The following is a 26,817-nucleotide window of genomic DNA, read 5'->3' on the forward strand; positions in this document are numbered from 1 at the left end:
GCATGCATCGCAACTCGCCCTACGCACACATTGAAACCGGCGACCACCGTCGCTTTCGGGTCCGCCGTAGCGGCGCCGCCGCCAGTACTGGGAACGCGAACGGTTCTCCTGGCCCGGTGGGTCCGGACGAGATGTGAGCGCGGCTGCGGGCGGGGTCCGTCGGAGGCAAGACGGCCAATCCGGCCGATCTGACAGGTATTTGCCGCCAACCTTGCAGGATACGGACGTCTCAGTAATGCGTGCTGGCTACAACCTGTCAGGAGGTCGTGCGGCTGGGCCGGCGTACCCAGGCACGCAGCCGCAACGATGAGAAGCTGACCGTGCTGATCGTCCTGGTCTTCGGCATCCTCGTGGCACCGACCGCGTTCGGCCAGGGCGTGCTGGCAGTGGTGGGGGAGCCGGCGGCCGGCATCACCGAATCCAGCCGCTGAGCAGTCCGAATCCAGGAGAGCAGGGCATGGCACTCACAGCGGACGACTTCGACCAACTCGGCGCCTTCCTCCGGGAGCGACGTGAGGCTGCCCGTGCACAGTTACCAGGAAGACGCTCGCGACGCGATGCTCGCCGTCGACGCCTTGGAATACGAAGTCGCCCGCGCCGCGAGCACTGCCAGCCTGTTGCGGGCTGAGACGGACGGTGTTCGATCGGCAGCAGACGACTGGGAGACCCTGAAGCACATCGCCCACCGCTGGAAGGACCATCCCGACTACCGAGTGAAGTTCGCCTTCTTCCCTCGGCACATCGCCGGTCCGACGCAGTAGGTGCGCCGGCCGCGTCCGCGATCATGGGGGGTGAGCCGCTGAGCAAGGCGGCACCCCGTCGGCCCACTGACCAGGCGCTCCGCGCGCGGGCACGGCCGTGGCGGCCTAGCGTGAAGGAAGCGGCTCGTGCTGACACCTCCCAGCCTGGCGCGGTCGTGCCGCCCGGCCGGGACGGCGGCCCGCCCTCCCGGCCGGGCCCTCTCCATCCGGCTGGCTTCGCGGCATCGGCGGGGCAAGGCCGGGGACCTGAAATTGTGTCATCGGGGTGTCGGCTCGGCGTCTTCGACGCCGCGACTGATCAGCCCTCCGGGCCGGTGACCGACGGCGGTACCTCGACGACGAAGAACAGGAAGCACGGCTTGGTCGAAAGGTCGCGGAAGCCGTCGGGGAACAGGTCACGGGCGGCTGGGTCAGGCTGCGGCTCGCTGATGACGGACAGACGAAATCCGGCGGTGGTGAAAGCATCGATCATTGCGTGCAACGGCTTGCGCCAGAGTCGCATCGGGGTGGACTGCCCGCCGAGCATCCAGTCGAAGGTATAGCTCGTGTTCGCGAAGTAGTCGGGCCGAGGGTCCCGGATCGTGTAGGCCGTGACAGGGTGGTCCACCGACACGATCAGCCGGCCGCCGGGCCTGAGCACTCGCCGCAACTCGGCCAACGTCGGTTCCCAGTCCCCAAGGTAGTGCAGGACCAGCGACGCGACCACGTCGTCGAACGCACCGTCATCGAATGGCAAGCGGTCGCTCAGGTCGGCCAGGTGCAGGGCTACGTCGTCACCGAGCCTCCGCCTGGCAAGTGCGAGCATCCCGGCGCTGGCGTCGATCCCGGTGACGACCGCACCGCGGTCGCGCAGTGCGGCGGTCAGGGGCCCTGAGCCGCAGCCGGCGTCCAAGACCCGGTGGCCGGCCACGTCTCCGGCGAGCGTCAACATCGCGGGCCGTTCGTAGTACGCGTTCACGAGGTTGTTCTCGTTCTCCGCCGCGTACGCCTTGGCGAAATTCCACCTTGTTGCTTCTCATCTCTCCCGACGGTGTCGACGAGGCACTCGACTGCGCCAAGGCGGCCGAGCACCTCGACATCGTCGACGTCAAGAAGCCCGACGAGGGCTCCCTCGGCGCGAACTTCCCCTGGGTCATCAGGGAGATCCGTACGGCGGTGCCGGCGGACAAACCGGTCTCCGCCACCGTGGGGGACGTACCGTACAAGCCCGGCACGGTGGCCCAGGCGGCGCTCGGTGCGGCCGTCTCCGGAGCCACCTACATCAAGGTCGGCCTCTACGGGTGCACGACACCCGAACAGGCCGTCGACGTCATGCGAGGGGTCGTCCGCGCGGTGAAGGACTACCGGGCGGACGCGTTCGTCGTCGCCTCCGGCTACGCAGACGCCCACCGCATCGGCTGCGTCAACCCACTCGCGCTGCCCGACATCGCGCGCCGTTCCGGCTGCGACGCCGCCATGCTCGACACCGCGGTCAAGGACGGCACCCGGCTCTTCGACCACCTTCCGCCCGACGTATGCGCGCAGTTCGTGCGGCGTGCCCACGACGCCGGACTCCTCGCCGCGCTGGCGGGCAGCGTCAAGGTCGGCGACCTGGGAGAACTCGCCCGTATCGAGACGGACATCGTCGGGGTGCGCGGTGCCGTCTGCGAGGGCGGCGACCGCAACTCCGGCCGGATCCAGCCGCACCTGGTGGCGGCGTTCCGGGCGGAGATGGACCGGCATGTCCGGGAGCACGCGGCCGCCTCCACGGCGAGCTGACCCCCGCCGTGGTGACAGGACATTCCCTGCATTCCCCGCAACGGCCCAGTGGCCAGGGCGGGGGTGGGGGCGGGGACGGGGGCCTGACCGTCGTCGATCCGGCGACGGGCGAGGCCTTCGACGAGGCTCCCGATCACAGGCCGGACGAGCTGGACGCGCTCGTCAACCGGGCCCACGCGGCCTGGCGCGGCTGGCGGGCCGACCCAGGCGCCCGCAGAACCGCGTTGCTCGCGGCGGCGGACGCCGTTGAGGCGGCGGCGGCCGATCTCGCCCCCTGCTCACCCGTGAACAGGGCAAACCGTTGACCGAGTCGTACGCGGAGGTGGCCCGTACCGCCGCCCGGCTCCGCTACTTCGCCGAGCTGGACGCCGGGCCCCAGCCGATCACGGACGGCCGCCCCGTACGCAGCGAGCTGCGGTGGAGACCGCTCGGGCCCGTCGCCGCCATCGTCCCGTGGAACTTCCCCTTGCAGCTCGCGTCGGCGAAGTTCGCGCCGGCGCTCGCCGCGGGCAACACCATGCTGCTCAAGCCCTCCCCGTTCACGCCCCTCGCCACCCGGCTGCTGGGGTCCGTCCTCTCCGGCGTCCTGCCCGAGGGGGTGCTGACGATCGTCACCGGGCGTGAGCCACTCGGCGCCCGGCTCGCATCGCACCCGGGAATCCGTCACGTCAGCTTCACCGGGTCGACGGCCACGGGCCGGGCCCTCGCCGCGAGCGCGGCGGCCTCGCTCGCACGGGTCACCCTGGAGCTCGGTGGCAACGACGCCGCCATCCTGCTGGACGACGTCGATGTGGAGGCGAGCGCGGACCGGCTGTTCTGGGCGGCGTTCCGCAACTGCGGGCAGGTCTGCATGGCGGTCAAGCGCGTCTACGCCCCGGCCCGTCTCCACGCACGGGTGGTGGAGGCGCTGGCGGACCGGGCGAAGACGGCCGTCGTCGGGCCCGGCCTCGACCCCCACTCGCGGCTCGGACCGGTCAGCAACGCCCCTCAACTGGCCCGCGTCGAGTACTACACGGCCCGGGCCCTGGCCGACGGCGCCCGTGCCGCCGCCGGTGGGCACCGCTTGGACCGGCCGGGGTACTTCTTCGCCCCGACGATCCTCGCCGACGTACCGGCCGACAGCCCGGTGGTGACGCAGGAGCAGTTCGGCCCCGTCCTGCCGGTGCTGCCGTACGGAACCCTCGACGAGGCCGTCGAGGCCGCCAACGGCACCGGTTTCGGGTTGGGCGGCTCGGTGTGGGGGACCGACCTCGACCTGGCCGCGACGGTGGCCGACCGCCTGGAGTGCGGAACCGCGTGGATCAACCACCACGCCGAACTGTCCCTCGCACAGCCCTTCGCCGGTGTCGGGCAGAGCGGCGTCGGCGTCGCGGGCGGACCGTGGGGTCTCTACGGAAACCTCAGCCCGTTCGTCGTGCACCGGCCCGAGGAGGCGTCCCGAGGAGGCGTGACGTGAAGTTCGGTGCGGCGGTACTGCGCTCGTACGAGGACCCGTTCACCGTCGAGGAGGTGATGCTGAAGGAGGGGCCGGCCGAGGGCGAGATCCTGGTCCGGATCGCGGGCTGCGGGATGTGCCGGACCGACCTCGCGGTCCGTGGTTCGGCGGGCCGCTCACCGCTCCCGGCCGTGCTCGGTCACGAGGGGTCCGGGATCGTCGTGGAGACGGGCGGCGCCCGCACCGGTCTGAACGTCGGCGACCACGTCGTACTGAGCTTCGACTCCTGCGGTCACTGCCACAACTGCATGGGCGCGGCCCCCGCCTACTGCGACTCCTTCGCCTCGCTGAACCTCTTCGGAGGGCGCAAGGAGAAGGCCGGCCGGTTCACCGACGCCGGCGGCACGGAAATGGCTCCTCGGTGGTTCGGCCAGTCCTCGTTCGCCGAGTACGCGTTGGTCCCGGCCCGCAATGCCGTCCGGGTCGATCCCGCGCTGCCCCTCGAACTGCTCGGACCACTGGGCTGCGGCTTCCTCACCGGCGCCGGAGCGGTCCTCAACTCCTTCGGCGTCGGGCCGGGTGACACTCTCGCGGTCTTCGGCGCGGGAGCGGTGGGGCTGGCCGCGGTGATGGCGGCGCACGCCGCCGGCGCGGTGACCGTGGCCGTCGACCGGCACCCCGAACGGCTGGCCCTGGCCGAGCGCTTCCACGCCCTTCCGCTGCACGCCGCGTCGGCCGGACTTCCCGACCGTATCCAGCGGCTGACCGGCGGGGGAGCGCGGTACGCGCTGGACACCACGGGCTCCGCGAAACTGATCAACGATGCGCTCCGGTCGCTGCGTCCGAACGGGCACCTCGGCCTGGTGGCACGGCTCCACACCGCGCTGCCGCTGGAACCGGGAACACTGGACCGCGGGCGCAGGATCTCCCACATCTGCGAGGGTGACGCGGTCCCCGGACTGCTGATCCCGCGGCTGACCGCCCTCTGGCAGGCCGAGCGGTTTCCCTTCGACCGACTGATCCGTACCTATCCGCTCGCCGGTATCAACGAGGCCGAACACGACTGTGAGACGGGCCGCGTCGTCAAACCCGTCCTGATCCCGGAAGGACGGGAGCGGTGAACCAGGCCTCGCACGACGCGTCCGACCTGAGCTGCCGTCCCCTTCAGACGCCGGCCTCCACTCGTACCACTCCTACCACTCGCACCAGGGGAGAACGCATGGCCGATACGGCACATCGCAGCACCGGCGCGGAGGGCATGGACGGCGTGGCGGGAGGGGTCGGTCTCACCGCCCTCCTGGTCGCCGCCGCGCGGGCGATCGAGACCCACCGCCCCGACAGCCTCGCCCAGGACGTCTACGCGGAGCACTTCGTGCTCTCCGCACCGGCGTCCGCACACTGGCCGGTCCGCCTGCACCAGGCGCCGGACGGGGACGCGAGCCCGCTGTGGGGGCGCTTCGCCCGCTATTTCGGGCTGCGGACCCGCGTGCTCGACGAGTTCGTCCTCCGGTCGGTCCGGGACGGCGGCGCCCGCCAGGTGGTCCTGCTCGGGGCGGGGCTGGACACCCGGGCCTTCCGCCTCGACTGGCCACCCGACTGTGTGATCTTCGAGATCGACAGGGACGGTGTCCTCGCGTTCAAGCACGAGGTGCTGGGCGCACTGTCGGCGGCACCGGTGACGACGCGCGTACCGGTCGCCGTCGATCTGCGCGCCGACTGGGTCGGCGCGCTGACGGCAGCCGGCTTCGACCCGGCGGCGCCCACCGTGTGGCTGGCCGAGGGCCTGCTGTTCTACCTGCCCAACGCGGCGGAGACCTACCTGATCAGCACGGTGGACCGGCTGAGTGCGGCGGGCAGCGCGCTGGCGTTCGAGGTCAAGCTCGAGAAGGACTTGATGGAGTACCGCGACAGTCCGCTGTACAGGTCGACGCACCAGGAACTCGGTATCGACCTGCTGCACCTGTTCAGCAGAGAGCCGAGGCCCGACTCCGCGGCCCATCTGGCGAACAGCGGCTGGTCCACCTCGGTCCGCACCCCCTTCGACTTCACCCACCGGCACGGCCGCGGCCCGCTGCCCGAGGAGAACGACGCCCTCGCGGGCAACCGGTGGGTCTTCGCGGACAAGCCGCGCTCGGTGCGCTAGCGGCGCCCCGCTCGCGCAGGTCGAAGCCGCGTCCGACGCGTTGCCGGACCGTCTCGACCCGCGTGGCTGTCCTCCTGCCGCGCAGGGGCCGTGGACATGTTGATCGGGCTCGTGGTCATCGCCGCGGACGCGCTGATCGAGCAGAACCGGCCGCTCACCCGGGGGCCGGGTGCGGGCCCGGTACCTCCCACGGGGTTGGTGCGCCGGGCGCCGCGGTCAGGATCGCGCCGTCAGATTGCGCCGCAGACCGCCGGGGGCCCGTAGCGCCTTCTCGATGCTCTCGAGCGACCTGTTGCGTGTCTCGGGAACCTTGAACACCACGAAGACCACGCACAGCACGTTCATCGCGGCGTATATGAAGAACGTCCCCGACCGCCCGACGGCGTTGATCGTGCTCAGCGCGGTCACCGCGATCAGCAGGTCGAACCCCCAGACCGTGAGGGTGGCCAGACTCGTCGCGGGGCCGCGCACGCTCAGCGGGAGGATCTCCGGAGCGATGAGCCAGACGACCGACTGCATGCCGATCCCGTTGAAGAGGATGTAGGCGAACAGCGCGGCGATCACGGTCCAGCGCTGGGCGGGGGAGTCGTCCATCAGGAAGGCGGCTCCCAGTACCGTCATGGCCAGCCCGGACAGCGGTACGAAACAGAGCATCGTGCGGCGCCGGCCGAGCGCGTCCACGGCGACCGCACCGGTGACACCCGCGATGACGAGCATCGTGCCGATGCCGATGCCGGTGAGAAGCGCGATCGAGTCGCCGAACCCGGCGTCCGAGAGCATCGTCGGGGCGTAGTAGACGACGGCGTTGATCCCGGTCAGCTGGGAGAAGGCGGCCACGCCCAGGGCGACGACCAGGGCCGGCCGGACCCAGGGCCGGGTGAGCGCACGGCGGTCGGCGCGGGGAGAGGCGACGGAGACCTCACGGATACTGCTGATCTCGGCCGCGACATCCGCGTCACGCGGGCGAAGGCGTCGCAGGACGGCCCTCGCCACGTCCTCGTGACCGTGCTCGACGAGCCACCGAGGGCTCTCCGGCAGTCTGAGCATGCCGACCGCCAGCACCACCGCCGGGATGACGGCGAGCCCGAACATGATCCGCCACCCGCCGCTGCCGGCGAACAGCCAACCGCAGAGGTACGCGATCAACTGCCCGATGGCCACCATCAGTTGGAACAGGACCATGAGGCGGCCGCGGATGGCCGCGGGAGCCAGCTCGGCTATGTAGACGGGAACCATGTTGGACGCTCCGCCCACGGCCAGGCCGAGTACGAAGCGAGCGGCGATCAGGGTCCCGGTCCCCGGCGCGAGGGCGGCTCCCAACGCGCCCGCGCCGAAGACCGCCGCCACCCAGAGGATCACCCGGCGCCGTCCGAAACGTCCGGCGAGACGGCCGGAGCACAGGGCCCCGACCATCGCACCGACCAGGATCACGCTGACCACGATCTCCTGCCCCCGGGAGGACAGCCCCAGGTCCTCGCGGAGATAGAGCAGGGCACCCGAGATGATGCCCGTGTCGTAGCCGAAGAGCAGGCCGCCCAGAGCGGACACCGCCGCGACCGCGTAGACCTGGGCCGGCTGCCGGCCGGGCGACCCGGTCCCGGTGGTCGCGGGGGTGGCCGCGAGGGTCTCAGGCATCGCCCATGACCAGACCCTCGATGGTGTGCTTCTGCGTCACCGGCGTCAGCTCGTCCACGATCGGGCAGTCCAGGTGGCGCCGCACCCGGTCCGGCAGCGCCTCCCAGTAGGCCCGGGTGACCGCCGTGTCGTGCCGGTCGCCGTTCGTCGCCTCCGGCCCGTCGACGCCCAGGACCAGTACGGGCCTGGGCTTCGCGGAGTGATTGGTGGTGCCTCGATGAACGGTCAGGGCCGTGCGCGCAGAAATGTCACCGCGCTTCGGGTACTTGCGCACCGCCCGCTCCGCGTAGCGGCCGTAGTGGGACCGGGGCGGGAACATGCCGTGCTCGAACTCCTCGCTGTCGTCCCACTGGGTGCCGGGAGCGATCTCGAAGGGGCCCATGTCCTCCTCGGTGTCGACGGTGGTCACGTTGAAGGCCAGGGAGGTGAGGCGCCGTTCGCGGCGGGTCTCCTCGGGCATGGGGAAGTCGCGGTGCCAGGGCTGGTTCACGGCGCCCTCCAGCGGGACGTCGAAGCCGAGCTCCACGATGCGGTAGTCCGGCCCGAGCGTCGCGGTGCACAGGGAACGCACCCAGGGATGGTCGACGAGGTCCACGAAGCCCCGGATCTGCTCGGGGTGGATCTCGACGTAGTAGCGGTTCGGTCCGCGGCCTACCGCGCCGCCGGGACGTGAGCGGGCCTCCTCGAACGCCCTGTCGACGTCCTCGCCGAGCCGGTCGGCCCACTGCGGAGTGAACGCGCCCTTACGCGCGGTGATGCCGTCCGTGTACAGGGATTCCACGTCCCCGGACACGTCGAGGTCCAGGTCGACGACGTCGATGCCGGGGAAAACAGGCACGTTCATGATGCGCCTCCTTGCGCTGTGCGGAGTGCGACCATGTTGCGACGTTGAATGCGACGTTGCAATAGGTAGCCCGAAGAATCTGGTGACCGTTACCGCGACGTGCGAGGATGTCGGCTGTGAGTAGTCGTCTGAAGGATGTCGCCGCCCTGGCGGGGGTCTCCACCCGCACCGTGTCCAACGTCGTGAGCGGCTCGGCTTCGGTGGCGGAGGAAACACGGGTCCGGGTCCAGGCCGCATTGGACGAGCTGGGCTACCGGCCGAACGTGGCCGCCCGCAATCTGCGCGCAGGACGTACCGGCCTGATCGGCCTGGCCATTCCGGAACTCTACTCACCGTACTTCGGCGAACTCGCCAGCCTCATCGTCCATGCAGCCCAGGACCGCTCCTGGACCGTCGTCATCGACCAGACGTTCGGGGACCCGGAGGCGGAGCAGCGGCTCCTGGACGGGGCCGGCGGTCGTCTGGTCGACGGCCTGATCATCAGCCCTTGGGCCCTCGGACCGGAGGAACTGACCGACCGGTCCCGTGACGTGCCCGTCGTCCTCCTGGGCGAGCGGCAGCCGCACGGGCTCGCCGATCGTGTCGCCGTCGACAACGTTCTGGCGGCCGACGAGGCCACGACCCACCTGCTCGAGTCGGGCCGCAGGCGCATCGCGGCGATCGGTCCGCAGCCGCATCTGCGCAACGAGACGGCCCGGCAGCGCCTGGAGGGATACCGCAGGGCCATCGAGCGCGCCGGGCTGCAGCCCGACCCCGCCCTGGAGCAGCCCGTGACGACCCTGCACCGCAAGGACGGAGCGGAAGCGATGACCGCCCTGCTGGACGCGGCGGCCCGGACGGACGACGCGGAGGCCCGGCCGGACGCGGTCTTCGCGTTCACCGACGAACTCGCCCTGGGCGCACTGCACATCGCTCACGCACGTGGTCTGAGCGTCCCGGGGGAGCTGGCCGTCGTGGGCTTCGACGGCATCGAGGACGGGCAGTACGCCAACCCGCCGCTGACGACCGTGGTGCCGGACAAGCGACAGATCGCCGAGCGGGCCCTGCAGTGCCTCGCCGATCGCATATACAGCCCGGCCTCCACTGTGGCGCCCCTCGACATCGTGATCCCGCACCACCTCGAAGTACGCGCGAGCAGCGGCCGCCGCACCGGCTGAAGACCTCGTTCCACACCGTCTCGGCCGCCCGGTGACCAGGGTGTTGGGGGGGGAACGTCCTTCGGTCAGGATCAACGCCTGGTTGTCCGCGCAGGTGTCCCGCGTGGGTGTCCCGCGCGGGTGTCCCGCGCGGGTGTCATGGCCGCGGTGATGTCCAGACCCGCCCCGCTTCATGCGCGGATGAGAGGAGTCCCCTCGTTCGGGTGCGAAGTGCCGCTCTTTCCTGCCGGAGTGGTCGAAGTTCCTGGAGAGTGAGTCAGCCGCCGGGGCCGGGTCCCGGCGAGCAACTCGCCGAAGACGTTTCATCAGGAAAGGCAGGGGTGCACCATGACGCCCACCACCGAGGCGACCGACCGTATCGAGCTGGTCTTCTCCCTCTTCGACGCCGACGGGAACGGATACCTGGAGCTCTCCGACTTCGACTTGATGAGCGATCGCGTCGTGGCCGCGGTACCGGATGCCCACGAGGCGACCGCGGACCGGCTCGCCGGTGCCTTCCGTCGCTACGGGGAAACGCTGCTGAACGAGTTGGACGCGAATGGCGACGGCCGGGTCAGCCCGGAGGAGTTCACCTCCGTCGTCCTCAATCCGCAACGGTTCGACGCCACCGTGGACGAGTTCGCGGAAGCGCTCGCCGCGATGGGCGATCCGGACGGCGACGGCTTCGTCGCCCGCCCCGAGTTCGTCTCGCTGATGATCGCGATCGGGTTCCAACGGCCCAACATCGAGGCGCTCTTCCAGGCCTTCGGCCCGGACGCGGAGGACCGCATCCGCGTGTCCACCTGGGCGGACGGGATCAGGGACTACTACCGCCCGGAGAAGTCCGGCATCCCTGGCGACCACCTGGTCCCGGCCGAGACCCGGTAACGCCGAGACATGCATGGGCGCCTCTTCGACCGTCAGCCCCAGTCGCCGTTGATCCATGCCACTAGGCGGGCGCGCTTCTTGTAGGAGCAGGTCGTGTAAGTCGCACCGGACGTGACGTGCGCTTCGAGTTCGCCCTGCAGGACGTGTCCGTAGTCGTTGGGACCGTACTCGCCGTCGCGGTAGCCGTCCAAGTCGTCTGCCCAGTCGAGGAGTCCGAAGTCGAGGTCGAGGCTCGCGAGGTACCGGCCGGGGTCGGCCGGCTCCACGGACGCGGGACGACCGTCCGCGCCGACGGCGGACCTGTCCTCGAGGCAGCCGTCGGAGCGAACGGGCTGGCCCAGCCACCACCCGGCCAGGAACACGCCGTACAGAGTGGTGGCGGCGCCGAGACGGCGCAGGGTTATCCAGGCAGGCACCCGGGGAGTGTCCCACGGCACGAGGCCGTCGCCCGCGTCGGCGGACACACCGGGTCACGCCACCTCATTACCACCAGTGGCCCTCGAACCACCCCTGAAGACGGGGGCGTTCGCTCGTATCGTTGACGCAGGCGACGGCGTAGGCCCTGAGCGTCACGGACAGCCCGTCGTCGGCGACCCTGGGCAGGTCGTGGAACGGCTCCGGCGTCGGGTCGCGCGGGAGGCGGGTCTCCGAGTCGTACTGTGGCGGGTACGCCGTCCGCGTCGGAGTGGGCGTGGGAGTTGGCCCGGTTTCGTACTCCTCGGTGATCCGGTCGAGGGCGGCCTGGTCGACGCGGCATTCGGGGGTCACAGGCTGCCCCAGGTACCAGCCCGAGACGAACACGCCGTAGATCGCGGCGGCGGCGCCGAGACGGCGAGGGGTGACCCAGCGGGGGGTGTTCACCGGCGGCCCCGTTCCAGGACACGGGCGGCGTCCCGCAGCGCCTCGAGGACGGCGCGGAGGCTGACCGGGCGTATGCCGGGAGGTGTTGTGCGCATGCCGAAGGACCCTACCCGCACGCGGACCTCTCCCGGCCCCGTCCCAACCCAACGCCGATGCGCGGCGCCGCGAGTGCGGCAGTACGTGTGGAGTCAGGGCGCGCGCCACACGTTGTCGTAGGCATCCTGCTCGATCTGGCGTCGCTGACGTTCGGCCTCGAGCTCCATCAGCGCGTCGCTCACCACGGCGAGAATGAGCCCGACGTCGTCCGCCTGATCGGCCGTGGTCGTGTCGGTGGGTTCGGTGGGTTCGGTGGGTGGCGGCGGCGCCGCTTCCCCGATTCCGAGCGTGCCCGCGAAGGCGGCCAGAACGGAGTCGTCCAGTCCCTGATGAGGGTCTGTGGCTTCGTGGAGTGGCCGGACGGAGGGCTCCTGGGAGCGGTTGGGAGCGAAGTGGCGCAGGAACCGCGGCAGGAGTCCACCGCGGGCGTCGCCCGCAGTCCGCGCGGCGAGGTCATCGGCGTAGGAACCGGCCAGCCCGCGGCCCCGCCGCCAGAGCCATTGCTCCACCGTCTCGTACGGCGGCTCCGTGACGAGTTGGGCGGCGGCCTGCGCCGTGAGGGCGTCCGTGCCGTCGGGGTGATCGTCGAGGGGGACGATGCGGTCGCCGTCCAGGCGCAGGACGTGTGCGTCGCGGAGATCGACGAGTTCGGCGCCCGCGAGGACCAAGGAGACGTCGCCTTGCGCGATCGGTCGGCTGGACGGCACTTCCAGGGTGATGACGAACAGATCCCGAGCAGTGTTCATGCTCGCCATTGTGCTGCTCGAACCGGGCGGCCGTGTCCCGCCACGACCCACCGGTCAGCAGACGCGTCGCCACGGCCACCACGGCCTGCCCAAGTGCTGACCGGACGTTATACGGCTGATCTGCGGGTACTCGCTTCGGCGTGCCGAGGCCGCGGACCGGTCGCCGGCGCCGGATGCGACGAATTCAGTAGAGAGGAAGGTTGCCAGATGAGCACGGTCAAGGAAACGGTGGAAGTCGACGTTCCGGTGCACACCGCCTACAACCAGTGGACCCAGTTCGAGAAGTTCCCGCAGTTCATGGAGGGCGTGGAGGAAGTCAGGCAGGTCGATGAGCGCCGCAACCACTGGACCACCAACGTCAGCGGAGTGAAGCGCGAGTTCGATACCGAGATCGTCGACCAGCTCCCCGACGAGCGCATCACGTGGCGCACGACCACGGGTGACAGCAAGCAGAAGGGCACGGTCCGCTTCCAGCGCCTGGACGACACGCACACTCGGGTCGAGCTCGTCATGGAGGTCGAGCCCACCGGCGTCGCGGAGAAGACCGGTGACATGCTCGGAGTGATCGACCGGCGGGTGAAGGGCGACATGCAGCGTTTCAAGGAGTACATCGAGGGCCGCGGCGGTGAGTCCGGAGCCTGGCGCGGGCGCATCAGGCCGGGTGAGTGACCCCTGTCCTGCCCCTGAAGCGCAGTGCTGTCGGCGCCGGCGACCGCATGGCGCCGCCGCGTCGGCGCTGGCGCCGGCCCGCCGCGACTGTCGCGGGCGCCGCCGTGACTGCGTCGCGGCCACAGTCGCCGGCCCCGGCGCACAGCAGATGAGCCTCTGAGGGCGCGCCATACAGTTACCGGCATGAGACCCCGGATCGCCGTTGTCGGAAGCGGTCCCGCCCCCGATGCCCGCCCTCCGGGCGGCACGCTGGACCTGCATGAAGGGCTGGGTCAGTCGGCGCTGGACAAGGCGGGGCTGCTGGCGGAGTTCCAGGCGTTGTCCCGTCCCGAGGGGCAGGCCATGCGCATCCTGGACACGGCCGGGACCGTCCTGCGCGATTGGCGGCCCCGCCCGGGCGACACCGCGAATCCCGAGATCGACCGCGGGCAGCTTCGCGACCTGCTGCTCGGCCCTCTCGACGTCCAGTGGGGGCGGGGCGTGACGCAGGTGGTGCCGGGGGACCGGGGCGGCGTGCTGGTCCATTTCGAGGACGGGCGACAGGAGAGGTTCGACCTCGTGGTCGGCGCGGACGGCGCCTGGTCCCGGGTGCGCCCCGCGGTCTCGTCGGTGACGCCGCACTACACCGGCGTCACCTTGGTCGAGACCTCTGTGGACGACATCGACACCCGTCACCCTGACCTCGCCCGGTTGACAGGCGACGGTTCCGTTGCCGTGTACGGCGTGAACCGGGCGCTCGTCGCTCAGCGCAACGGCGGCGGCCACGTGAAGGTGTACGCCCAGTTCCGCGTACCGCTGGTCTGGCACACGAACCTGGACCCGGCGGACGTCGAGGCCGTGCGATCGAGCCTGCTGGCTCGGTTCGACGGCTGGGCCGCTCCCGTCCTCGAACTCCTCCGCCACGGCGGCGCTTTCGTCCACCGCCCCCTCCACGTCCTGCCCGTGTCCCACACCTGGACGCACGTCGTCGGGGTGACGCTACTGGGCGACGCCGCCCACCTGATGCCCCCATTGGGGGCGGGCGCGAACCTGGCGATGCTGGAAGGCGCCGAACTCGCCGAGTCGATCGCCACCGGCCCCGGAGATGTCGACCAGGTCGTCCGCGCCTTCGAAGAACGGATGTGGGCGCGGGCCGGCACGTGGGCGGAGATCACGACGGCGGGTCTGGAACGCCTCGTGAGCCCGAATCCCGCCGAAGCCCTCGCCCTCTTCGACGAAGTCCAGGCATCCTGACCGCCGAGCGCCGGCCCGCCGAGCGCTGGAGCGCCGTGTCGGCCCGCGTCGTGGTCCGTCTCCGCTCGCTGCCGGTCACTGCCGCATCCTCGGGTCCTCGGTGGGGTCGGCATACATGGTCGGGCAGCCGTCGTCGATCGCTTCGGGGCGCAGTTCGTAGTGCCAGGGCTCGTTGCGGTAGATCTGGCACAGGCCGTACTCGGCGCCGTGCTCGGACAGCCAGTCCGTCGCATCGGACGGGCCGAGGTCGACCGCGTCCCCCGACACGTGAGGAGACGTGTCCGCGGTGGCCACCCAGCGGGCAGCCTCGTCCTCGGACCCGTACCTGGAGACCGCCTCACGAAGAAGCCGCTCCTGGTACGCCGGGGAACGCCAGCCGCTGTTGACGTAGAACGTGACGTCGTCGTCCGCGGCGGCTGTCGCGGCCTGGCGGAGGGCATCGAGGAGATCGGGGTGGAGCCTGGCCACCGCGGGAACCTCGTCATCGAGGACGGTCACGCCGTCGGGGACGACACCGTCGGCCTCGGACGCGGACGGCGGGGAGGACGCGGCGGGAAACCCGGCGGCCGGGGGCTTTTGCTGTGGGGAGACGCATGCAGTGGCGATCGCCGCCGTGACGGCTGTCAGGCCGACGGCGAGGAGTCGGTGTATTCGGCGGGCCTTGCTTCGTGCTGAAGGTGTGAGGCGAGGCATGCCGCCAGTCAAGGCAGCGCGGTGTTGCCGGCCCGTATGCGCATCTCGATACGCCGACGATATGTGCCGATTCGTAGCATCGACAGCAGGTGTGTGCCGATCGTCGAGGGCAGACGCCCCGGGCCGCCCCGTGACGAGATCGCCGCACGCGTCTCGTCTTCCGCGGTGAGGTCTTCCGGGACGGCCGCCTCGTGGCGCTCAGCCGACCGGGCAGGCGTCCGGGCCGGAGTCGGTCAGCGCGGTGAGCTCGCAGTAAGCCGTCCTCGGGTAGTGGTCGCCCATCACCTCGGCGGTGCGGGCAGGTTCGCTGCCGACGGGGACTCGCTGGATCGCCTCCGCGAAGTCCGGGGCGGCCAGCATGTTGCGGAGGATCAGCAGATGCTTGTCGGTCGGTGTCGCCGCGGACAGCGGCAGGAAGGTGACGCCCGGAACGCTCTCGACGGTCGCGCGCTGTTCCTCCGTGCCGACGACGAACGTGTATGTGCCGTCGGCGGCGAGACGGGTGTCGTGGTCGGTGCGGCAGCCGGTGTCCACCGTGCCGTCGGGCAGGGGGTTGGCGACGACCTCGCCGGGTCCCCACCACAGGTTGTTGCACATCGACCAGTACCGCACCTGGGCCTCGGGGTCGGGCCAGGGCCGCGCACGGTCTCCGGTCGTCCCCGCGGGCGCCTTGCCGCGTACGACGAGGACCTGCCCCGGCGGCGGGGCGTCGAAGCCGGTGGCCACGTACGCGTTGTCGGGGTTGGGGTACAGTCCTGAGCCGCCCAGGCGGGAGAAGGCCGGCCGGGGCGGCTCGCTCGCGGTGGCGGGCGGTGCGGGCGCGGGGCCGGTCCCCTCGGCACCTTGCGCCGTGCCCCTCGACGGCGCGGCGACGCCGGTGGTCAGTGCGTCGTCGCAGGCCGCGACGCGTACCCGGTGGCCGTCGCGGAGGAAGGTGACCTTCGGCAGCCGGATCTCGCCGTGCGGCAGGTAGACGCGGTAGATCACCGTCCCCTCGGCGCCCTCGGGCGTTCCGGTGGGAGCGAGCGGCAGGGCGTTGCGTCGGTCGCCGGCCCGGTCGGTGACCGACACGGTGAACTTGCCCCCGGGGCGGCTGTGCTCCCGGTAGGGGTTGTGACTGCCCCGGTCCGGCGCGATCTGGTGGTCGGTAAGGACGGCGGGGGCGCCGTCGGGGCCGGTGAAGCTGTCGCGGGACGCGTCGTAGGAGGCGAACGAGGCATAGCGGGCGTCGGGGTAACGGCCGTCGAGTTCGATGGTGAGGTCCTGCTGCACGGTGTAGTGCAGCAGCCAGTACTGGGAGTTGGTGTCCGGGTAGGCCACATTGGACGACCGGTAACCCAGTGGTCGCCAGGCGCAGTCGGGCACGGCGGGTGCGGCGGACGCGTCGCGTCCCGGACTGCCGGTCTGCGCGGCGGTGGCGGGCGCGGCCGTCGACAGGGCGAGCGCGGCGGCGAGCACGAGGGGCTTCCAGTGCGTCATCGGGCTGTCCATTCAAGGGAGTTGGCGGTCGCGGGCGGAGTCAGCCACGCCCCGGCTGCGGTGAGGAGGTGGCGGACCCCGGCGGCCACGGCGTGGGGTGCGGAGGGTGCGTAGCGCGGGGAGTGGTTCATGACCGTGCCCGGCGGGAGCGCTCCGCGTTCCAGGGCGGCGACGGCCTCGGCGTCGAAGCCCGCGGGGTCGGCGCCGCCGAAGTGGTACATGACCGACGGGCAGCCGGCGGCCGTCGCGAAGCGGCCGAAGTCCTCGCTGGCCGAGAGGGGAGCGGGCAGGACGTGGCCGAGCGTGCCGCCGGCCTCCAGGGCCATGAGGACGCGTTCGGTGGCGTCCGCGTCGTTGACCGTGAGCGGGAAGGAGTCGTACGTCTGGATGTCCGGCGGCGCGGGCGCGTCCTGTGCCTCCGCCTCCGCGCGGACGATGCGCCCGAGGCCGGCGAGCGCCTCCTCGCGGGTCTGCTCGTCGAACGTCCTGAGACTGCAGAGAAGTTCCGCCGTGTGCGGGATGACGTTCGGGACGGTGCCGGCATGCAGGGCACCGACCGTGAGGAGAGGCGACGGAATCAGCGGCGCGAACCGCGCGGACAGCGTCTGCAGCCGCATGACCACAGCCGCCGCCATCACCACCGGATCGACGGCGAGATGGGGTGTGGAGGCGTGGGCGCCCGCTCCGTGCAGGGTGACGCGGACACTGTCGGCCGCGGCCATGACGGTCCCCGGCCTGGTGATCACGAGGCCCGCGGGCAGCGGCCCCACGTGCTGGCCGAGGACCACCTCGGGGCCGGGGAACCGGTCGAGGACACCGTCGTCCAGCATCGCCTGCGCCCCGCGGCCCACCTCCTCGGCGGGCTGGAAGACGGCCACCACGGTCCCCCGCCAGGCTTCGGGCTGCGCTGCCAACTGCCGGCAGGCCCCCAGCAGGGCGGCCACGTGCACGTCGTGACCGCAGGCGTGCATGACGCCCGCCTCGGTGGAGGCGTAGGGGAGGCCGGTCGCCTCGTGTACGGGCAGGGCGTCCATGTCCGCCCTGAGCCACAACACCGGCCCGTCACCGTTGCGCAGCACGGCCACCACGCCCGTGCCCCCGACCTGCCCGGTCACGTCCCAGCCGGCGAGGTGGGACAGCTCGTGCAGGACGGTGGCCGCGGTGCGGTGTTCCTCGAAGGCGAGTTCGGGGTGGGCGTGCAGCTCGCGGTAGACCTCCTCCCAGTGCGGGAGGTGGGCCGCCAGACCGGCGGCCAGGCCGGTGTCAGGCGGAGTGGGGAGCTGTGGACGCATCGCTGTCGTCCTCCTTCGTGTGAATGTCGCCGACGACGGCGCGAAGACGCGCCAGGAAACGGTGGGAGGTCTGGGGCAGGCAGAGCACGGCCGCGATCGCGAGGACGGGCCCGAGGGCCAGCGACCAGAAGGCGAGTCGGTAGGACCACACGTCGACCACGTGGCCGAACAGGGTGGGCACCACGATCCCGGAGAGCTGCCCGCCGAAGAGGATGATGCCCGACGCGGCACCCGCCAGGTCCGGGGGAAGACTGCGCAGGGGCACCGAGAAGCAGGGCATGTAGCACAGGCCGATCACCGCGCTGATGAGCGTGCCCACCACCACGAACCCGCCCAGCGAGGTGGTGAGCGGCAGTACGACCAGCAGCACGGCGGCGGCGGACATGGCCGGGACGACGATGCGACGCGGCCGGCCCTCGAACCGGTCGGACAACCGCCCGCCGATGACGGCGGCGACCGCCGCGCAGAGCGTCGGCCCCAGGGACACGAGCCCGGCGTCGCTGACGCGCAGACCGCGCTCCTCCATCAGGTAGGAGGCGCTCCAGCTGTTGAGGCCCCAGACCACGGTGTCGTACGCGAAGAACATCACCGCGAAACCCCAGATGACCGGGGACCGCAGCAGGGCGGAGGCGCCCTTGCCGCCGCGGTGCAGGACGGGGCCGGTCCGTTCCGCCGGAAGCGGGGCGGGCATCCAGCGGCGGATCGCGACCACGACCACGAGGCCCAGTACGGAGACGGCGACGAACATCACGCGCCAGTCCCAGTGCGCCAGCAGCAGCCCGCCCAGCACGGCGGCCAGCAGACCACCGACCGCGTTGGAACTCTGTACCCAGCCATTGGCCGTGAGCCGCTGCTCGGGGACGCTGCGGCGGCTGAGCGCTTCGAGGGCGGCCGCCGGGAACAGGCCCTGGGCCACACCGAAGAGGCAGCGGAAGGCGAGCAGAGCGGCGAAGGACCAGGCGATCGCCGTGAGCCCGGTGAACAACGACCACAGGGCGAGCGCCACGCACATCACCCGGACCCCGCCGAAGCGGCCGGCGATCAGCCCGCCGGGTATCTGCGTGAGCGCGTACGTGACGAAGAACGCGGAGAGGATCATGCCCCGCTCGCCGTGGGTGAGACCGAAGGTGTCTCCGATCGACGGCAGGGCCAGGTTGATGACCTGTCGGTCTATGTAGTCCACGGCCCAGGCGACGAAGAGCAGGACCGCGGTGGTTCGAGTGGTTCGGTGCACGGGTGTCCTCCCGCTGGGCGAGCCGACGCTTGGCGGAAACCCTGCACCGTCCGCCGTTCAGCGCCTCCGTATCGCAGGAATCCGGCACGCGCGCCCATTCCCTGCCGGAAAACCGCCAACCCCTGCCCGCCGGCCCTGACAGGATGAGACGCGTGCACCCCACCGACACCGCCCTCCCGCCACCCGCCGCGCCCGGGCCCACCGGCCTCGCCCACGACGACGTCACCGAACTCAGCGAGATCGACCTGGCGTTGGTCGAGGCCCTGCAACTGGACCCCCGGGCGCCCTGGTCGCGGATCGCCGCGGTCATCGGCATCGACGCCACCACCGCGGCCCGCCGATGGCGCCGTCTCTCCGACAGCGGCGTGGCCTGGATCACGGCCTATCCCGCGCGGCACGCCTCGGTGGTCGGCTACGTGGACCTCTCCTGCGAGGCGGCGGCGGTGGACTCCCTGACCACCCGACTGCGGTCCTGGGGCCCGGTGTTCAGCCTCGAACGCACCACGGGAGAACACCAGTTGTTCCTGGGTGTCGCCGCCCGTGACCTGCCCTCCCTCGACGACTTCGTGACCCGGCGGCTGGGCGGCCTGGACACGGTCCGTTCGGTGCGGCTGAGTATCTGCACCGCCGTCCACCGGGAGGGCAGCGGATGGCTGGTGCACACGCTCAACGAGCGGCAGCGCGCGGATCTGCGCGGCGGCGAGAGCCATGGCCGTGCGAGGCCGGGCACGGGCCCCTACGAGAGCGATCACCGGCTCCTGATCGCCCTCGGCGCGGACGCGCGTCGTGGCCACGCCGAACTGGCGCGTGAGTGCGGACTGAGCGACACGACGGTACGCCGACGGCTGCGGCGGATGATCACGGGAGGCGAGGTCTACTTCCGGTGCGACCTGACCCAGCGGCTGGCCGGCTGGCCCGTCATCGCGAACTTCCGGATCGCGGCGCCGGGCCCCGGCGTGGAGGCCGTCGCGAAGGCGCTGGCCGGGCTGTCCGAGACCCGGCTGTGCGCGTCCGTCACGGGCCGCGACAACCTGCTGCTGTCGGTGTGGCTGCGTTCCCCCGGCGACTGCGCCGCCCTGGAGGAGCGGATACTGCGCCGCCACCCGGAACTGCGGATCAGCGAACGCGGCATCACCCTCCACACCGCCAAACGCATGGGCCGGCTCCTGGACCGCGACGGGCGGGGCGGCGCGCACGTACCGATCACAGCGGCGGCCTGTCCCGCCTGAGCGGTCGATCCGACAGCGACACCCCCGACCCAGCAGGGCTCTCCGGCGCGAGGCGCTCGGCCAGTTCGTGCGTGTTGCCGGCGGTGGGCAGGCCGGTACCGATGCCGAGGACCATAAGCACGGCCGGTGAGGCACCGGCCTTCGGGGCCGCCGGTCGGTTCACTGCGAGGGCAGTTGGGCCGCGGTGTGGTCCAGCAGCATCTCCAGGGCGGTCGGGTAGGCGCTGTGCGGCATCCGCCGGGTCAGGAGCCGGGCGGTGGCGGCGATATGGGGATGCGACGTCGCCGGCAGCCTTGCGTAGGTGGTGCCCCACATCTCCTCGTCGGCCGTGCGGGTCTCCTCCGCCAGCGCGAGCGCCCCGGCGTCGAGAGCGGCGAAGGCCAGGCTCTGGTCGATGAAGGCGTGGTAGACGCGGACGGCGGTCTCGTCCGGAAGGCCGACGCCGCGCAGGATGCCGAGGATCGCCTCGTCCACCGCGATCTCCCGCGGGCGCCCGGTGACCCGGCTCGCGGTGAGCACGGCGGCCTGCGGATGGGCGAGGTAGGCCGAGTGGATGGCGAGCCCCAGGGCACGCAGATCCGTACGCCAGTGACCGGTCGCCGTCCAGCTCGCCAGGGCCCGGCCCATCAACTCGTCCCCGATGGCCCGGGTCAGGTCGTCCATGCCCGCGAAGTACCGGTACAGGGTGCTCGGGTCCGCGCCCAGCGCGAGGCCCAGGCGCCGGGCGGTCAGTCCGGTGCTGCCGTGCTCCCGCAGCAGCCGCAGCGCCGTGTGCACGATGAGTGTCTCGGTCAGCACCGTCCCCTGCCGGGTCGGCCGCCGCCTGCGCCGCGCCTCTTCCCGTACCACCTGCTTGGCCATCGCACCCTCCCTGCCACCACCGCGACCGGTGGCTCTCGTACCCACGCGTTTGCCAACCCTTATGCCAACGCGGTTGACCTTATCTCTCGCCGTCCCGTTCCATCAGGGCACCCGGGGAGGCGCTCGCCCCCCTCACAAGGAGCACGAAAGGTGTCCGACATGCGTGTACTTCTCGTCGGCGCGGGCGGTGTCGGCACCGCCGTCACCCGGATCGCTGCCCGCAGGAAGTTCCTGACCCACATGGTCGTGGCCGACTACGACCTCACCCGTGCCGAGGCCGCCGTCGCCGCGCTGGGGGAGCAGGGCGACCGGTTCACGGCGCGGCGGCTGGACGCCTCGGACGGTGGGGCCGTGCGCCGGATGCTCGCCGAGCACCGCTGCGACGTCCTGCTCAACGCGACCGACCCGCGCTTCGTGATGCCCCTGTTCGAAGCGGCGCTCGCCGCGGGCACCCACTACCTGGACATGGCGATGTCACTGTCCGCCCCGCACGCCGACCGCCCGCACGAGGAGTGCGGTGTGAAGCTCGGCGACGAGCAGTTCGGCCTGGCGGGCCGCTGGGAGGAGTGCGGGCGGCTGGCCCTGGTCGGCATGGGTGTGGAGCCCGGCCTGTCGGACGTCTTCGCCCGGTACGCCGCCGACGAACTCTTCGACGACATCGAGGAGATCGGTGTCCGTGACGGCGCCAACCTCACCGTGGAGGGCTACGACTTCGCGCCGTCGTTCAGTATCTGGACGACGATCGAGGAGTGCCTCAATCCGCCGGTGGTCTTCGAGAAGGACCGCGGCTGGTTCACCACCGCTCCCTTCAGCGAGCCGGAGACCTTCGACTTCCCCGAGGGCATCGGCCCGGTGGAATGCGTGAACGTCGAGCACGAGGAGGTGCTGCTGATCCCCCGCTGGGTCGACGCGCGCCGAGTGACGTTCAAGTACGGCCTCGGTGAGGACTTCATCACCAAGCTGCGCACCCTGCACGAGCTCGGCCTCGACTCCACCGCCAAGGTGACGGTGCCCGGCGCGAACGGGCCGGTCGCCGTCTCCCCGCGCGACGTGGTGGCCGCCTGCCTGCCCGACCCGGCGACCCTGGGTGACCGGATGACCGGCAAGACCTGCGCCGGCACCTGGGTCAAGGGCACCAGGGACGGGAAGGAGCGCGAGGTGTACCTGTACCACGTGGTCGACAACGAGTGGTCGATGCGTGAGTACGGTTCACAGGCCGTCGTCTGGCAGACCGCGATCAACCCGGTCGTCGCCCTCGAACTCCTCGCCACCGGAGCCTGGGAGGGCAGGGGAGTCCTCGGTCCCGAGGCCTTCCCGGCCCGGCCCTTCCTCGACCTGCTCACCGAGTACGGGTCCCCCTGGGGCCTGCGCGAAGAGGGCTGACGGCCTGGCCGGTCACATCGCCTCCACGGGGGAGGGCAGGGAGGCGGAGGTCGCCAGGGCGGCGTAGCCGAACAGGTGCCGCTCCGCCTCGTCCCGTCGCATGGAGGTCTGCGCGATGACGTGGTAGCCGTAGGCGTCCTCGAGGGCGACCAGGTTCGCGGCCACTTGCCCGGCGGGGCTGCGCAGAGTGAAGGCGCCGCGCTCGGCACCGTCGACGAGGATGCGCCGGTAGAGGGCCACCTGACGCTCGTAGAGCTGTTTGCGGAGCAGGGCGTCGCCGGGCCGGCGCCGGGCCTGGGGCGAGAACTCGTACAGGAGACAGCACAGTTCGTCGTCCGGGCCGGTGGGCAGGCCGGACCTCAGCACGGCGATGAGCCGCCGGCCGGGGTCGTCGTGGGAGTCGGCGTGTTGTTCGCGGTCGGTGCAGAAACGGTCGACGGCTTCGGCGAAGACCAGGTCGAAGAGCTCGTCCAGCTCCCGGAAGTAGTACGTGACCGTACCCGTCGCCACCCCCGCCTGATCGGCGACGTCCCGCACCCTCGTGGCGCCGAGGCCTCACCGGATGCCGACGGCCTGTGCGGCTGCGATGACAAGGCTGTGGTCCACGCCTCCATCATGGCTGCCGCCACCGACAACTCCCGCCTTCCATGACGCATTCCGGGTGGAGAGGGCCGGGCACCCAAGGCCTCGTCGAACCCCCGTCGCGTGCCCGCCTGCACCAGGTCGAGCGGGAGCCGACCAGCGCCTGATGCCGCCGAACACCGCCGTCGCCCACCGGGCCGTCCTCGACGCCGTCGCCGACGGCGAGCTGACCGAGAAGCGCATCGACGCCTCCGTCTACCGCATCCCGAGGCCGGCTGCCCGTCACCGTCCCCCGCGCCGACGGCACAGGCGCTCTGTATCCCTACGGTCACGGCCTCACTCAATGAAGCGGGCTCCGGCTTCCCCGCGGGGGCGCCGGAGCCCGCCTTTCACCGGTGCCACCCGTGGGGTGGTGTCGGCCCGACCGTCAGGGCAGGGTCCACTTCTGGTTGGGCCCGGTGTGGCAGGTCCACAGGTGGACCGGGGTGCCGTCGTTCCAGATGCCGCCGGAGGCGTCGAGGCACTTGTCCGACTGCGGGTTGCGCACCGTGCCGTCGGCCTGGGGCAGCCAGGTCTGTGCGCCGCTGCCGTTGCAGGTCCACAGCTGAACCCTCGTGCCGTCGGCGGTGCCGCCGCCCGACACGTCCAAGCACTTGCCCAGGGCGCGTACGGTTCCGTCGCCGGGCAGCGTCCACTGCTGGGCGCCGGTGCCGTTGCAGGTCCACACCTGGACCTCGGTGCCGTCGGCGGTCTGGGAGTTGTCGACGTCGAGGCACTTGCCGTTGACGCCCTTCACCTCACCCGTTCCGGATGCTCCGCCCGGCAGCTTGTTGAGCGTGTACCAGGCTTCGGTGCTCCACAGCGCTTCGCCGTCGGCCGAGCTGAAGGGACGGGGCGAGCGGACGTGGACCACGCGGTCGGCCTTCAGGCCCGGGACGGCGAGGGTGACGGTCTTGCGGTCGGCGGACAGCGTGGCCGACTGCGCGGTGAGTGTCTCCTCGTCGACCTTGGGGCCGCCGTAGTCGGCCGTCGGCACGTACCGCCACTGCTTGATCCTGTAGCGGTTGGCCAGTTCGTTCGCCGTGTCGGTCGACAGGGGCTGCGTGTACTCCAGCTCGAAGCCGCCGGGTACGGCGCGCATGGCGCCGATGTCGAAGGCGTCGGCGCCGTTGGGGGTCAGCTTCTGCAGGCCGTAGGTGAGCTTGCCCTCCTGGCCCCAGTTGCCGCCCGCGCCCAGACCGCCCGCGTAGAGCGCCCCGTCCGGGCCGACGCTGATCCGGGTTACGCCGGCCTCCAGCCCCTGGGTGAGACGGAAGACCGCCCCCTGGTACTCGCCACCGACCTTCTCCAGGAACCCGCGCTGGATCCCGCCGTAGGTCACGTCGCCGAACAGCATCTGGCCGGCGAAGGGACCGTCCTTCAACTGCAACGGCGTACTCGGCGAGTTGGCGATCTCGTTCTGCGGCAGCCACAGCACCGGCTTGGTCACCGGCTGGGAGTCGAAGGGCCCGTCCGGGTTGGTGTAGTGGTTGAAGAAGCGGTCCTGCTTGATGTGCACGAGCTTGGACGAGGGCAGCCAGCCGCCCTGGTTGTCGGTGACGAAGAGGTCGCCCTCGGGGCCCCAGCCGATGCCGTTCGGGGTGCGCAGTCCGCCGGCGACGTAGGAGACCTCGCCCGTCTCCTTGTTCACCTTGATGGTGGTACCGCGGTTCTCGGCGGGCTGCGGGTCCGTGGTGGCGCCGCCGTAGTTGATGGAGACCGACAGGTTCAGGTAGAAGAACCCGTCCTGGTACAGCAGGCCGAAGGCGAACTCGTGGAAGTTGCCGCCGAACGGCCAGGTCGCCACGCGCCGGTACTGGTCGGTGACCTCGTCGCCGTCGGTGTCGTTCAGCTCGGTCAGCTCGTGCTTCTGCGAGACGTAGAGCTTGCCGTCGACGTGCTTGATGCCCATCGGCTCCTTCAAGCCGGAGGCGACCTTCTTGGCCGTCACCTTGTCCGGCCCGGTGGCGCCGGTGACGTTGCTCAGCAGGTAGACCTCGCCCGCGGTGTTGTTGCTGCCGCCCCAGGTGGCCACGGCCAGACGTCCGTCCGGGAGCCAGTCCATCGCGGAGACCTGCGGTTCGAAACCGTCCGGCCGGAGGTTGGTGAGGGTGTAGTTCGGGTGGACACCGGTGAGCGGCAGGCCGTCTCCCGGTGAGTCCGTACCTCCCTCGCACTCCTTGCGGCCGGGTGCCGTCACGCGTACGACGTCGGCGTCGGTGCTGAGCACCGAGTTCGGCACGACACTGAAGCCCGGGGCGCCCGGCGGTTTCCAGGCCAGGGTGAGCTGCTGACCGCCGTCGCGCTCGAAGTGCTCGATGCGCAGGGAGTGGGAGCCGGCCGTCAGGTCGACCGTCGCGTCCTTGGGCTCCGGTCCGTGCAGGCCGTCGTGGTTGACGACCAGTTGGTCATCGATCCAGAGACGGGAGCCGTCGTCGCTGGTGAGCCGGAAGGTGTAGCTGCCCGCCTGGGCGGCGTCCAGGTTGCCGAGGACGTGGGTGACGAAGTTGCTCTCCAGACCGAAGTCCTCGGCCGAGGACCAGTCGACCACGGGCATCAGCTTGTCGACGTTCGGGGTCTGGCCCGCCTTCAGTGTGCAGATCTCGTTCAACGGGGCTTGCACGTCGAAGACGCGCAGCGTGACGCCCGGTTCCTGCGGGGGGAGGTCCGCGGCGGCCGGGGTGCCCGCGGGAGACGGGGACGACGACAGGCCGACGGCCAGTAAGGAAGCGATGAGCGTTCCGGCCAGGCGTCTGCCGAGCCGGCGGGGGTACAGCCGTGGATACACGTGACCTCCTGACGGTCCCTCGGGCATGAGGAACTCGATCGGGTAAGCGAGAGATCCACCGCTGCCGGGGCGCGCCGTCGTCCCGGATACGGAGGGGCGTACGCGTGGGCCATGGGGCGCTCAGCGTCGCAACGGACACAGTAGGGACTTCTGCCGGGGCCGTCCATGCTTTGTCACGAGTGAGGAAAAAGGTGAGTCGTGCGGAGGTGGTGGGTGTTCCTGGCGAACGGGCCCGGAACACTCACCACCTGCTCTCCCTCACTCCCGAGGGCCGCCGGTTCCGGCGGTCACGCCGACTCAGATGCCGCAGGTGGGAGCCGACCAGTACGGTGACGGGTCGAAGGCCACGTGGGTGTGGTCGTTGTGGCCGGGGTAGCCCGGGCCGAGGATCTCCGAGAAGCCGTGGGTCCTGGACTGCTGGGCGAGCCGGCACAGGCTCGGCGAGCCGACGAGGTCGGCGGCGTCGCCGTACAGGTGACGGCTGGTGGCGGATCCGCCGACCGCGTTGTTGCAGGCGCGGGAGCGGAAGCCGCTGGAGATGTTGATCGGCACGTCACCGAGGGCGTGCCGCATCGCCTCCAGCTTCCACATGGTCTTGAGCGCGTTCGACTTGGCGGTGGCCGCGGAGACCGCGCCGCCGGACCAGTCGGAGTTGCACTTGTTGAGCTCGGCGTAGCTGAAGTGGACGGGCGTGCAGTCCGCGTCCTGGAGGGCGTAGATCTTGCTGAAGGTGGCGGGCCCGGCGACACCGTCCGCGCTGAGTCCGTACGCGGCCTGGAACTTCTTGACGGCGGCGGCGGTCCGTGCGCCGTACTGACCGTCGTAGGAGAGCCGCTCGCCGGAGGTCACCCAGCCGGCGACCCGGATCTGCAGCTGGGTCACGTCGCCGCCGGAGGACCCCTGGGAGAGGGTGCGGTTCCAGGTGTAGCAGGAGTCGGCGTGCGCGGCACCGGCGGTGGCGCCGACCCCGACCACCGCGCCAGCCATGAGCATGACAAGTGAGAGAAGCAGACGTGACATGCGTCTGAACAT

Annotated in this window: 24 protein-coding genes and 2 pseudogenes; 12 read left to right on the forward strand and 14 right to left on the reverse strand. The window is 71.1% G+C overall.

Annotated features, from left to right (window positions below; translation table 11 throughout):
* Positions 1–239: 239 nt before the first annotated feature.
* Both RI578_RS38305 and RI578_RS38310 read left to right on the forward strand, forming a co-directional pair.
* Positions 240–431 (forward strand): hypothetical protein, encoded by a 192-nt coding sequence (locus RI578_RS38305; protein ID WP_310875400.1) that lies wholly within the window; start codon positions 240–242, stop codon positions 429–431.
* Positions 432–512: 81 nt separating this feature from the next.
* Complete coding sequence (locus RI578_RS38310; protein ID WP_310875401.1) at positions 513–761, forward strand: hypothetical protein; 249 nt, start codon at positions 513–515, stop codon at positions 759–761.
* Positions 762–1,059: 298 nt separating this feature from the next.
* Here RI578_RS38310 and RI578_RS38315 read toward each other — a convergent pair whose 3' ends face one another.
* Positions 1,060–1,719, reverse strand: coding sequence for a class I SAM-dependent methyltransferase (locus RI578_RS38315; protein WP_310875402.1), 660 nt, complete (start codon positions 1,717–1,719; stop codon positions 1,060–1,062).
* Between the two features lie 47 nt (positions 1,720–1,766).
* Here RI578_RS38315 and RI578_RS38320 point away from each other — a divergent pair, with 47 nt between their 5' ends.
* The 4 genes and pseudogenes from RI578_RS38320 (at position 1,767) to RI578_RS38335 (ending at position 6,097) form a co-directional block, all read left to right on the forward strand.
* Complete coding sequence (locus tag RI578_RS38320) at positions 1,767–2,519, forward strand: (5-formylfuran-3-yl)methyl phosphate synthase (protein ID WP_310875403.1); 753 nt, start codon at positions 1,767–1,769, stop codon at positions 2,517–2,519.
* Between the two features lie 83 nt (positions 2,520–2,602).
* A pseudogene (locus RI578_RS38325) lies at positions 2,603–3,975 on the forward strand (aldehyde dehydrogenase family protein).
* Positions 3,972–5,075: an NAD(P)-dependent alcohol dehydrogenase gene (locus RI578_RS38330; protein ID WP_310875404.1), complete on the forward strand. Its 1,104-nt coding sequence runs from the start codon at positions 3,972–3,974 to the stop codon at positions 5,073–5,075. The pseudogene RI578_RS38325 and the gene RI578_RS38330 overlap by 4 nt, the downstream one beginning before the upstream one ends.
* A 98-nt stretch (positions 5,076–5,173) precedes the next feature.
* A complete protein-coding gene (locus tag RI578_RS38335) occupies positions 5,174–6,097 on the forward strand; it encodes a class I SAM-dependent methyltransferase (protein WP_310875405.1) in 924 nt (307 codons plus the stop codon).
* 216 nt (positions 6,098–6,313) lie between these two features.
* On the opposite strand, the gene RI578_RS38340 is transcribed toward RI578_RS38335, so the two are convergent.
* Both RI578_RS38340 and RI578_RS38345 read right to left on the reverse strand, forming a co-directional pair.
* Positions 6,314–7,732 carry a sugar porter family MFS transporter gene (locus RI578_RS38340; protein WP_310875406.1) on the reverse strand — a complete coding sequence of 473 codons (1,419 nt, stop codon included), beginning with the start codon at positions 7,730–7,732 and terminating at the stop codon, positions 6,314–6,316.
* Positions 7,725–8,576 (reverse strand): phytanoyl-CoA dioxygenase family protein, encoded by an 852-nt coding sequence (locus RI578_RS38345; protein ID WP_310875407.1) that lies wholly within the window; start codon positions 8,574–8,576, stop codon positions 7,725–7,727. The genes RI578_RS38340 and RI578_RS38345 overlap by 8 nt, the downstream gene beginning before the upstream one ends.
* A 116-nt stretch (positions 8,577–8,692) precedes the next feature.
* On the opposite strand from RI578_RS38345, the gene RI578_RS38350 reads away from it, so the two are divergent.
* A complete protein-coding gene (locus tag RI578_RS38350) occupies positions 8,693–9,733 on the forward strand; it encodes a LacI family DNA-binding transcriptional regulator (protein WP_310875408.1) in 1,041 nt (346 codons plus the stop codon).
* A 327-nt stretch (positions 9,734–10,060) separates the two neighbouring features.
* Positions 10,061–10,600: an EF-hand domain-containing protein gene (locus RI578_RS38355; RefSeq protein WP_310875409.1), complete on the forward strand. Its 540-nt coding sequence runs from the start codon at positions 10,061–10,063 to the stop codon at positions 10,598–10,600.
* 32 nt (positions 10,601–10,632) lie between these two features.
* On the opposite strand, the gene RI578_RS38360 is transcribed toward RI578_RS38355, so the two are convergent.
* The 3 genes from RI578_RS38360 to RI578_RS38370 form a co-directional block, all read right to left on the reverse strand.
* Complete coding sequence (locus tag RI578_RS38360; protein WP_310875410.1) at positions 10,633–11,016, reverse strand: hypothetical protein; 384 nt, start codon at positions 11,014–11,016, stop codon at positions 10,633–10,635.
* 67 nt (positions 11,017–11,083) lie between these two features.
* Positions 11,084–11,461, reverse strand: a complete 378-nt coding sequence (locus tag RI578_RS38365) for a hypothetical protein (protein WP_310875411.1) — start codon at positions 11,459–11,461, stop codon at positions 11,084–11,086.
* 188 nt (positions 11,462–11,649) lie between these two features.
* On the reverse strand, positions 11,650–12,303 hold the full coding sequence (locus RI578_RS38370) for a GPP34 family phosphoprotein (RefSeq protein WP_310875412.1): 654 nt from the start codon (positions 12,301–12,303) through the stop codon (positions 11,650–11,652).
* A 207-nt stretch (positions 12,304–12,510) separates the two neighbouring features.
* On the opposite strand from RI578_RS38370, the gene RI578_RS38375 reads away from it, so the two are divergent.
* Positions 12,511–12,972 carry an SRPBCC family protein gene (locus RI578_RS38375; RefSeq protein ID WP_310875413.1) on the forward strand — a complete coding sequence of 154 codons (462 nt, stop codon included), beginning with the start codon at positions 12,511–12,513 and terminating at the stop codon, positions 12,970–12,972.
* Between the two features lie 183 nt (positions 12,973–13,155).
* On the forward strand, positions 13,156–14,205 hold the full coding sequence (locus tag RI578_RS38380; RefSeq protein ID WP_310875414.1) for an NAD(P)/FAD-dependent oxidoreductase: 1,050 nt from the start codon (positions 13,156–13,158) through the stop codon (positions 14,203–14,205).
* A gap of 75 nt (positions 14,206–14,280) precedes the next feature.
* On the opposite strand, the gene RI578_RS38385 is transcribed toward RI578_RS38380, so the two are convergent.
* The 4 genes from RI578_RS38385 to RI578_RS38400 all read right to left on the reverse strand — a co-directional run bounded on the left by RI578_RS38385 (position 14,281) and on the right by RI578_RS38400 (position 18,903).
* Positions 14,281–14,898 (reverse strand): M15 family metallopeptidase, encoded by a 618-nt coding sequence (locus RI578_RS38385; RefSeq protein ID WP_310875415.1) that lies wholly within the window; start codon positions 14,896–14,898, stop codon positions 14,281–14,283.
* 198 nt (positions 14,899–15,096) lie between these two features.
* Entirely contained in the window at positions 15,097–16,377 is a 1,281-nt protein-coding gene (locus RI578_RS38390) for a hypothetical protein (protein WP_310875416.1), read from the reverse strand.
* The gene (locus RI578_RS38395) at positions 16,374–17,669 is read right to left on the reverse strand and encodes an amidohydrolase (RefSeq protein ID WP_310875417.1); all 1,296 of its coding nucleotides are present in this window, start codon (positions 17,667–17,669) and stop codon (positions 16,374–16,376) included. The genes RI578_RS38390 and RI578_RS38395 overlap by 4 nt, the downstream gene beginning before the upstream one ends.
* Positions 17,641–18,903 (reverse strand): MFS transporter, encoded by a 1,263-nt coding sequence (locus RI578_RS38400; RefSeq protein WP_310875418.1) that lies wholly within the window; start codon positions 18,901–18,903, stop codon positions 17,641–17,643. The genes RI578_RS38395 and RI578_RS38400 overlap by 29 nt, the downstream gene beginning before the upstream one ends.
* A 152-nt stretch (positions 18,904–19,055) precedes the next feature.
* On the opposite strand from RI578_RS38400, the gene RI578_RS38405 reads away from it, so the two are divergent.
* On the forward strand, positions 19,056–20,132 hold the full coding sequence (locus tag RI578_RS38405) for an Lrp/AsnC family transcriptional regulator (protein WP_310875419.1): 1,077 nt from the start codon (positions 19,056–19,058) through the stop codon (positions 20,130–20,132).
* Positions 20,133–20,291: 159 nt separating this feature from the next.
* On the opposite strand, the gene RI578_RS38410 is transcribed toward RI578_RS38405, so the two are convergent.
* The gene (locus RI578_RS38410; protein ID WP_310875420.1) at positions 20,292–20,993 is read right to left on the reverse strand and encodes a TetR/AcrR family transcriptional regulator; all 702 of its coding nucleotides are present in this window, start codon (positions 20,991–20,993) and stop codon (positions 20,292–20,294) included.
* 159 nt (positions 20,994–21,152) lie between these two features.
* On the opposite strand from RI578_RS38410, the gene RI578_RS38415 reads away from it, so the two are divergent.
* Positions 21,153–22,376: a saccharopine dehydrogenase C-terminal domain-containing protein gene (locus RI578_RS38415; RefSeq protein WP_310875421.1), complete on the forward strand. Its 1,224-nt coding sequence runs from the start codon at positions 21,153–21,155 to the stop codon at positions 22,374–22,376.
* Between the two features lie 12 nt (positions 22,377–22,388).
* Here RI578_RS38415 and RI578_RS38420 read toward each other — a convergent pair.
* From RI578_RS38420 to RI578_RS38430, 3 genes and pseudogenes are all read right to left on the reverse strand, one after another.
* A pseudogene (locus RI578_RS38420) lies at positions 22,389–22,919 on the reverse strand (TetR/AcrR family transcriptional regulator); the annotation flags it as partial.
* A 466-nt stretch (positions 22,920–23,385) separates the two neighbouring features.
* Positions 23,386–25,719 carry a ricin-type beta-trefoil lectin domain protein gene (locus RI578_RS38425; RefSeq protein WP_399063266.1) on the reverse strand — a complete coding sequence of 778 codons (2,334 nt, stop codon included), beginning with the start codon at positions 25,717–25,719 and terminating at the stop codon, positions 23,386–23,388.
* Positions 25,720–26,082: 363 nt separating this feature from the next.
* Complete coding sequence (locus RI578_RS38430) at positions 26,083–26,817, reverse strand: D-Ala-D-Ala carboxypeptidase family metallohydrolase (protein ID WP_310875423.1); 735 nt, start codon at positions 26,815–26,817, stop codon at positions 26,083–26,085.

Origin of the sequence: Streptomyces sp. BB1-1-1, assembly GCF_031597775.1 — a bacterium.
Classification (GTDB): Bacteria; Actinomycetota; Actinomycetes; order Streptomycetales; family Streptomycetaceae; genus Streptomyces; species Streptomyces thinghirensis.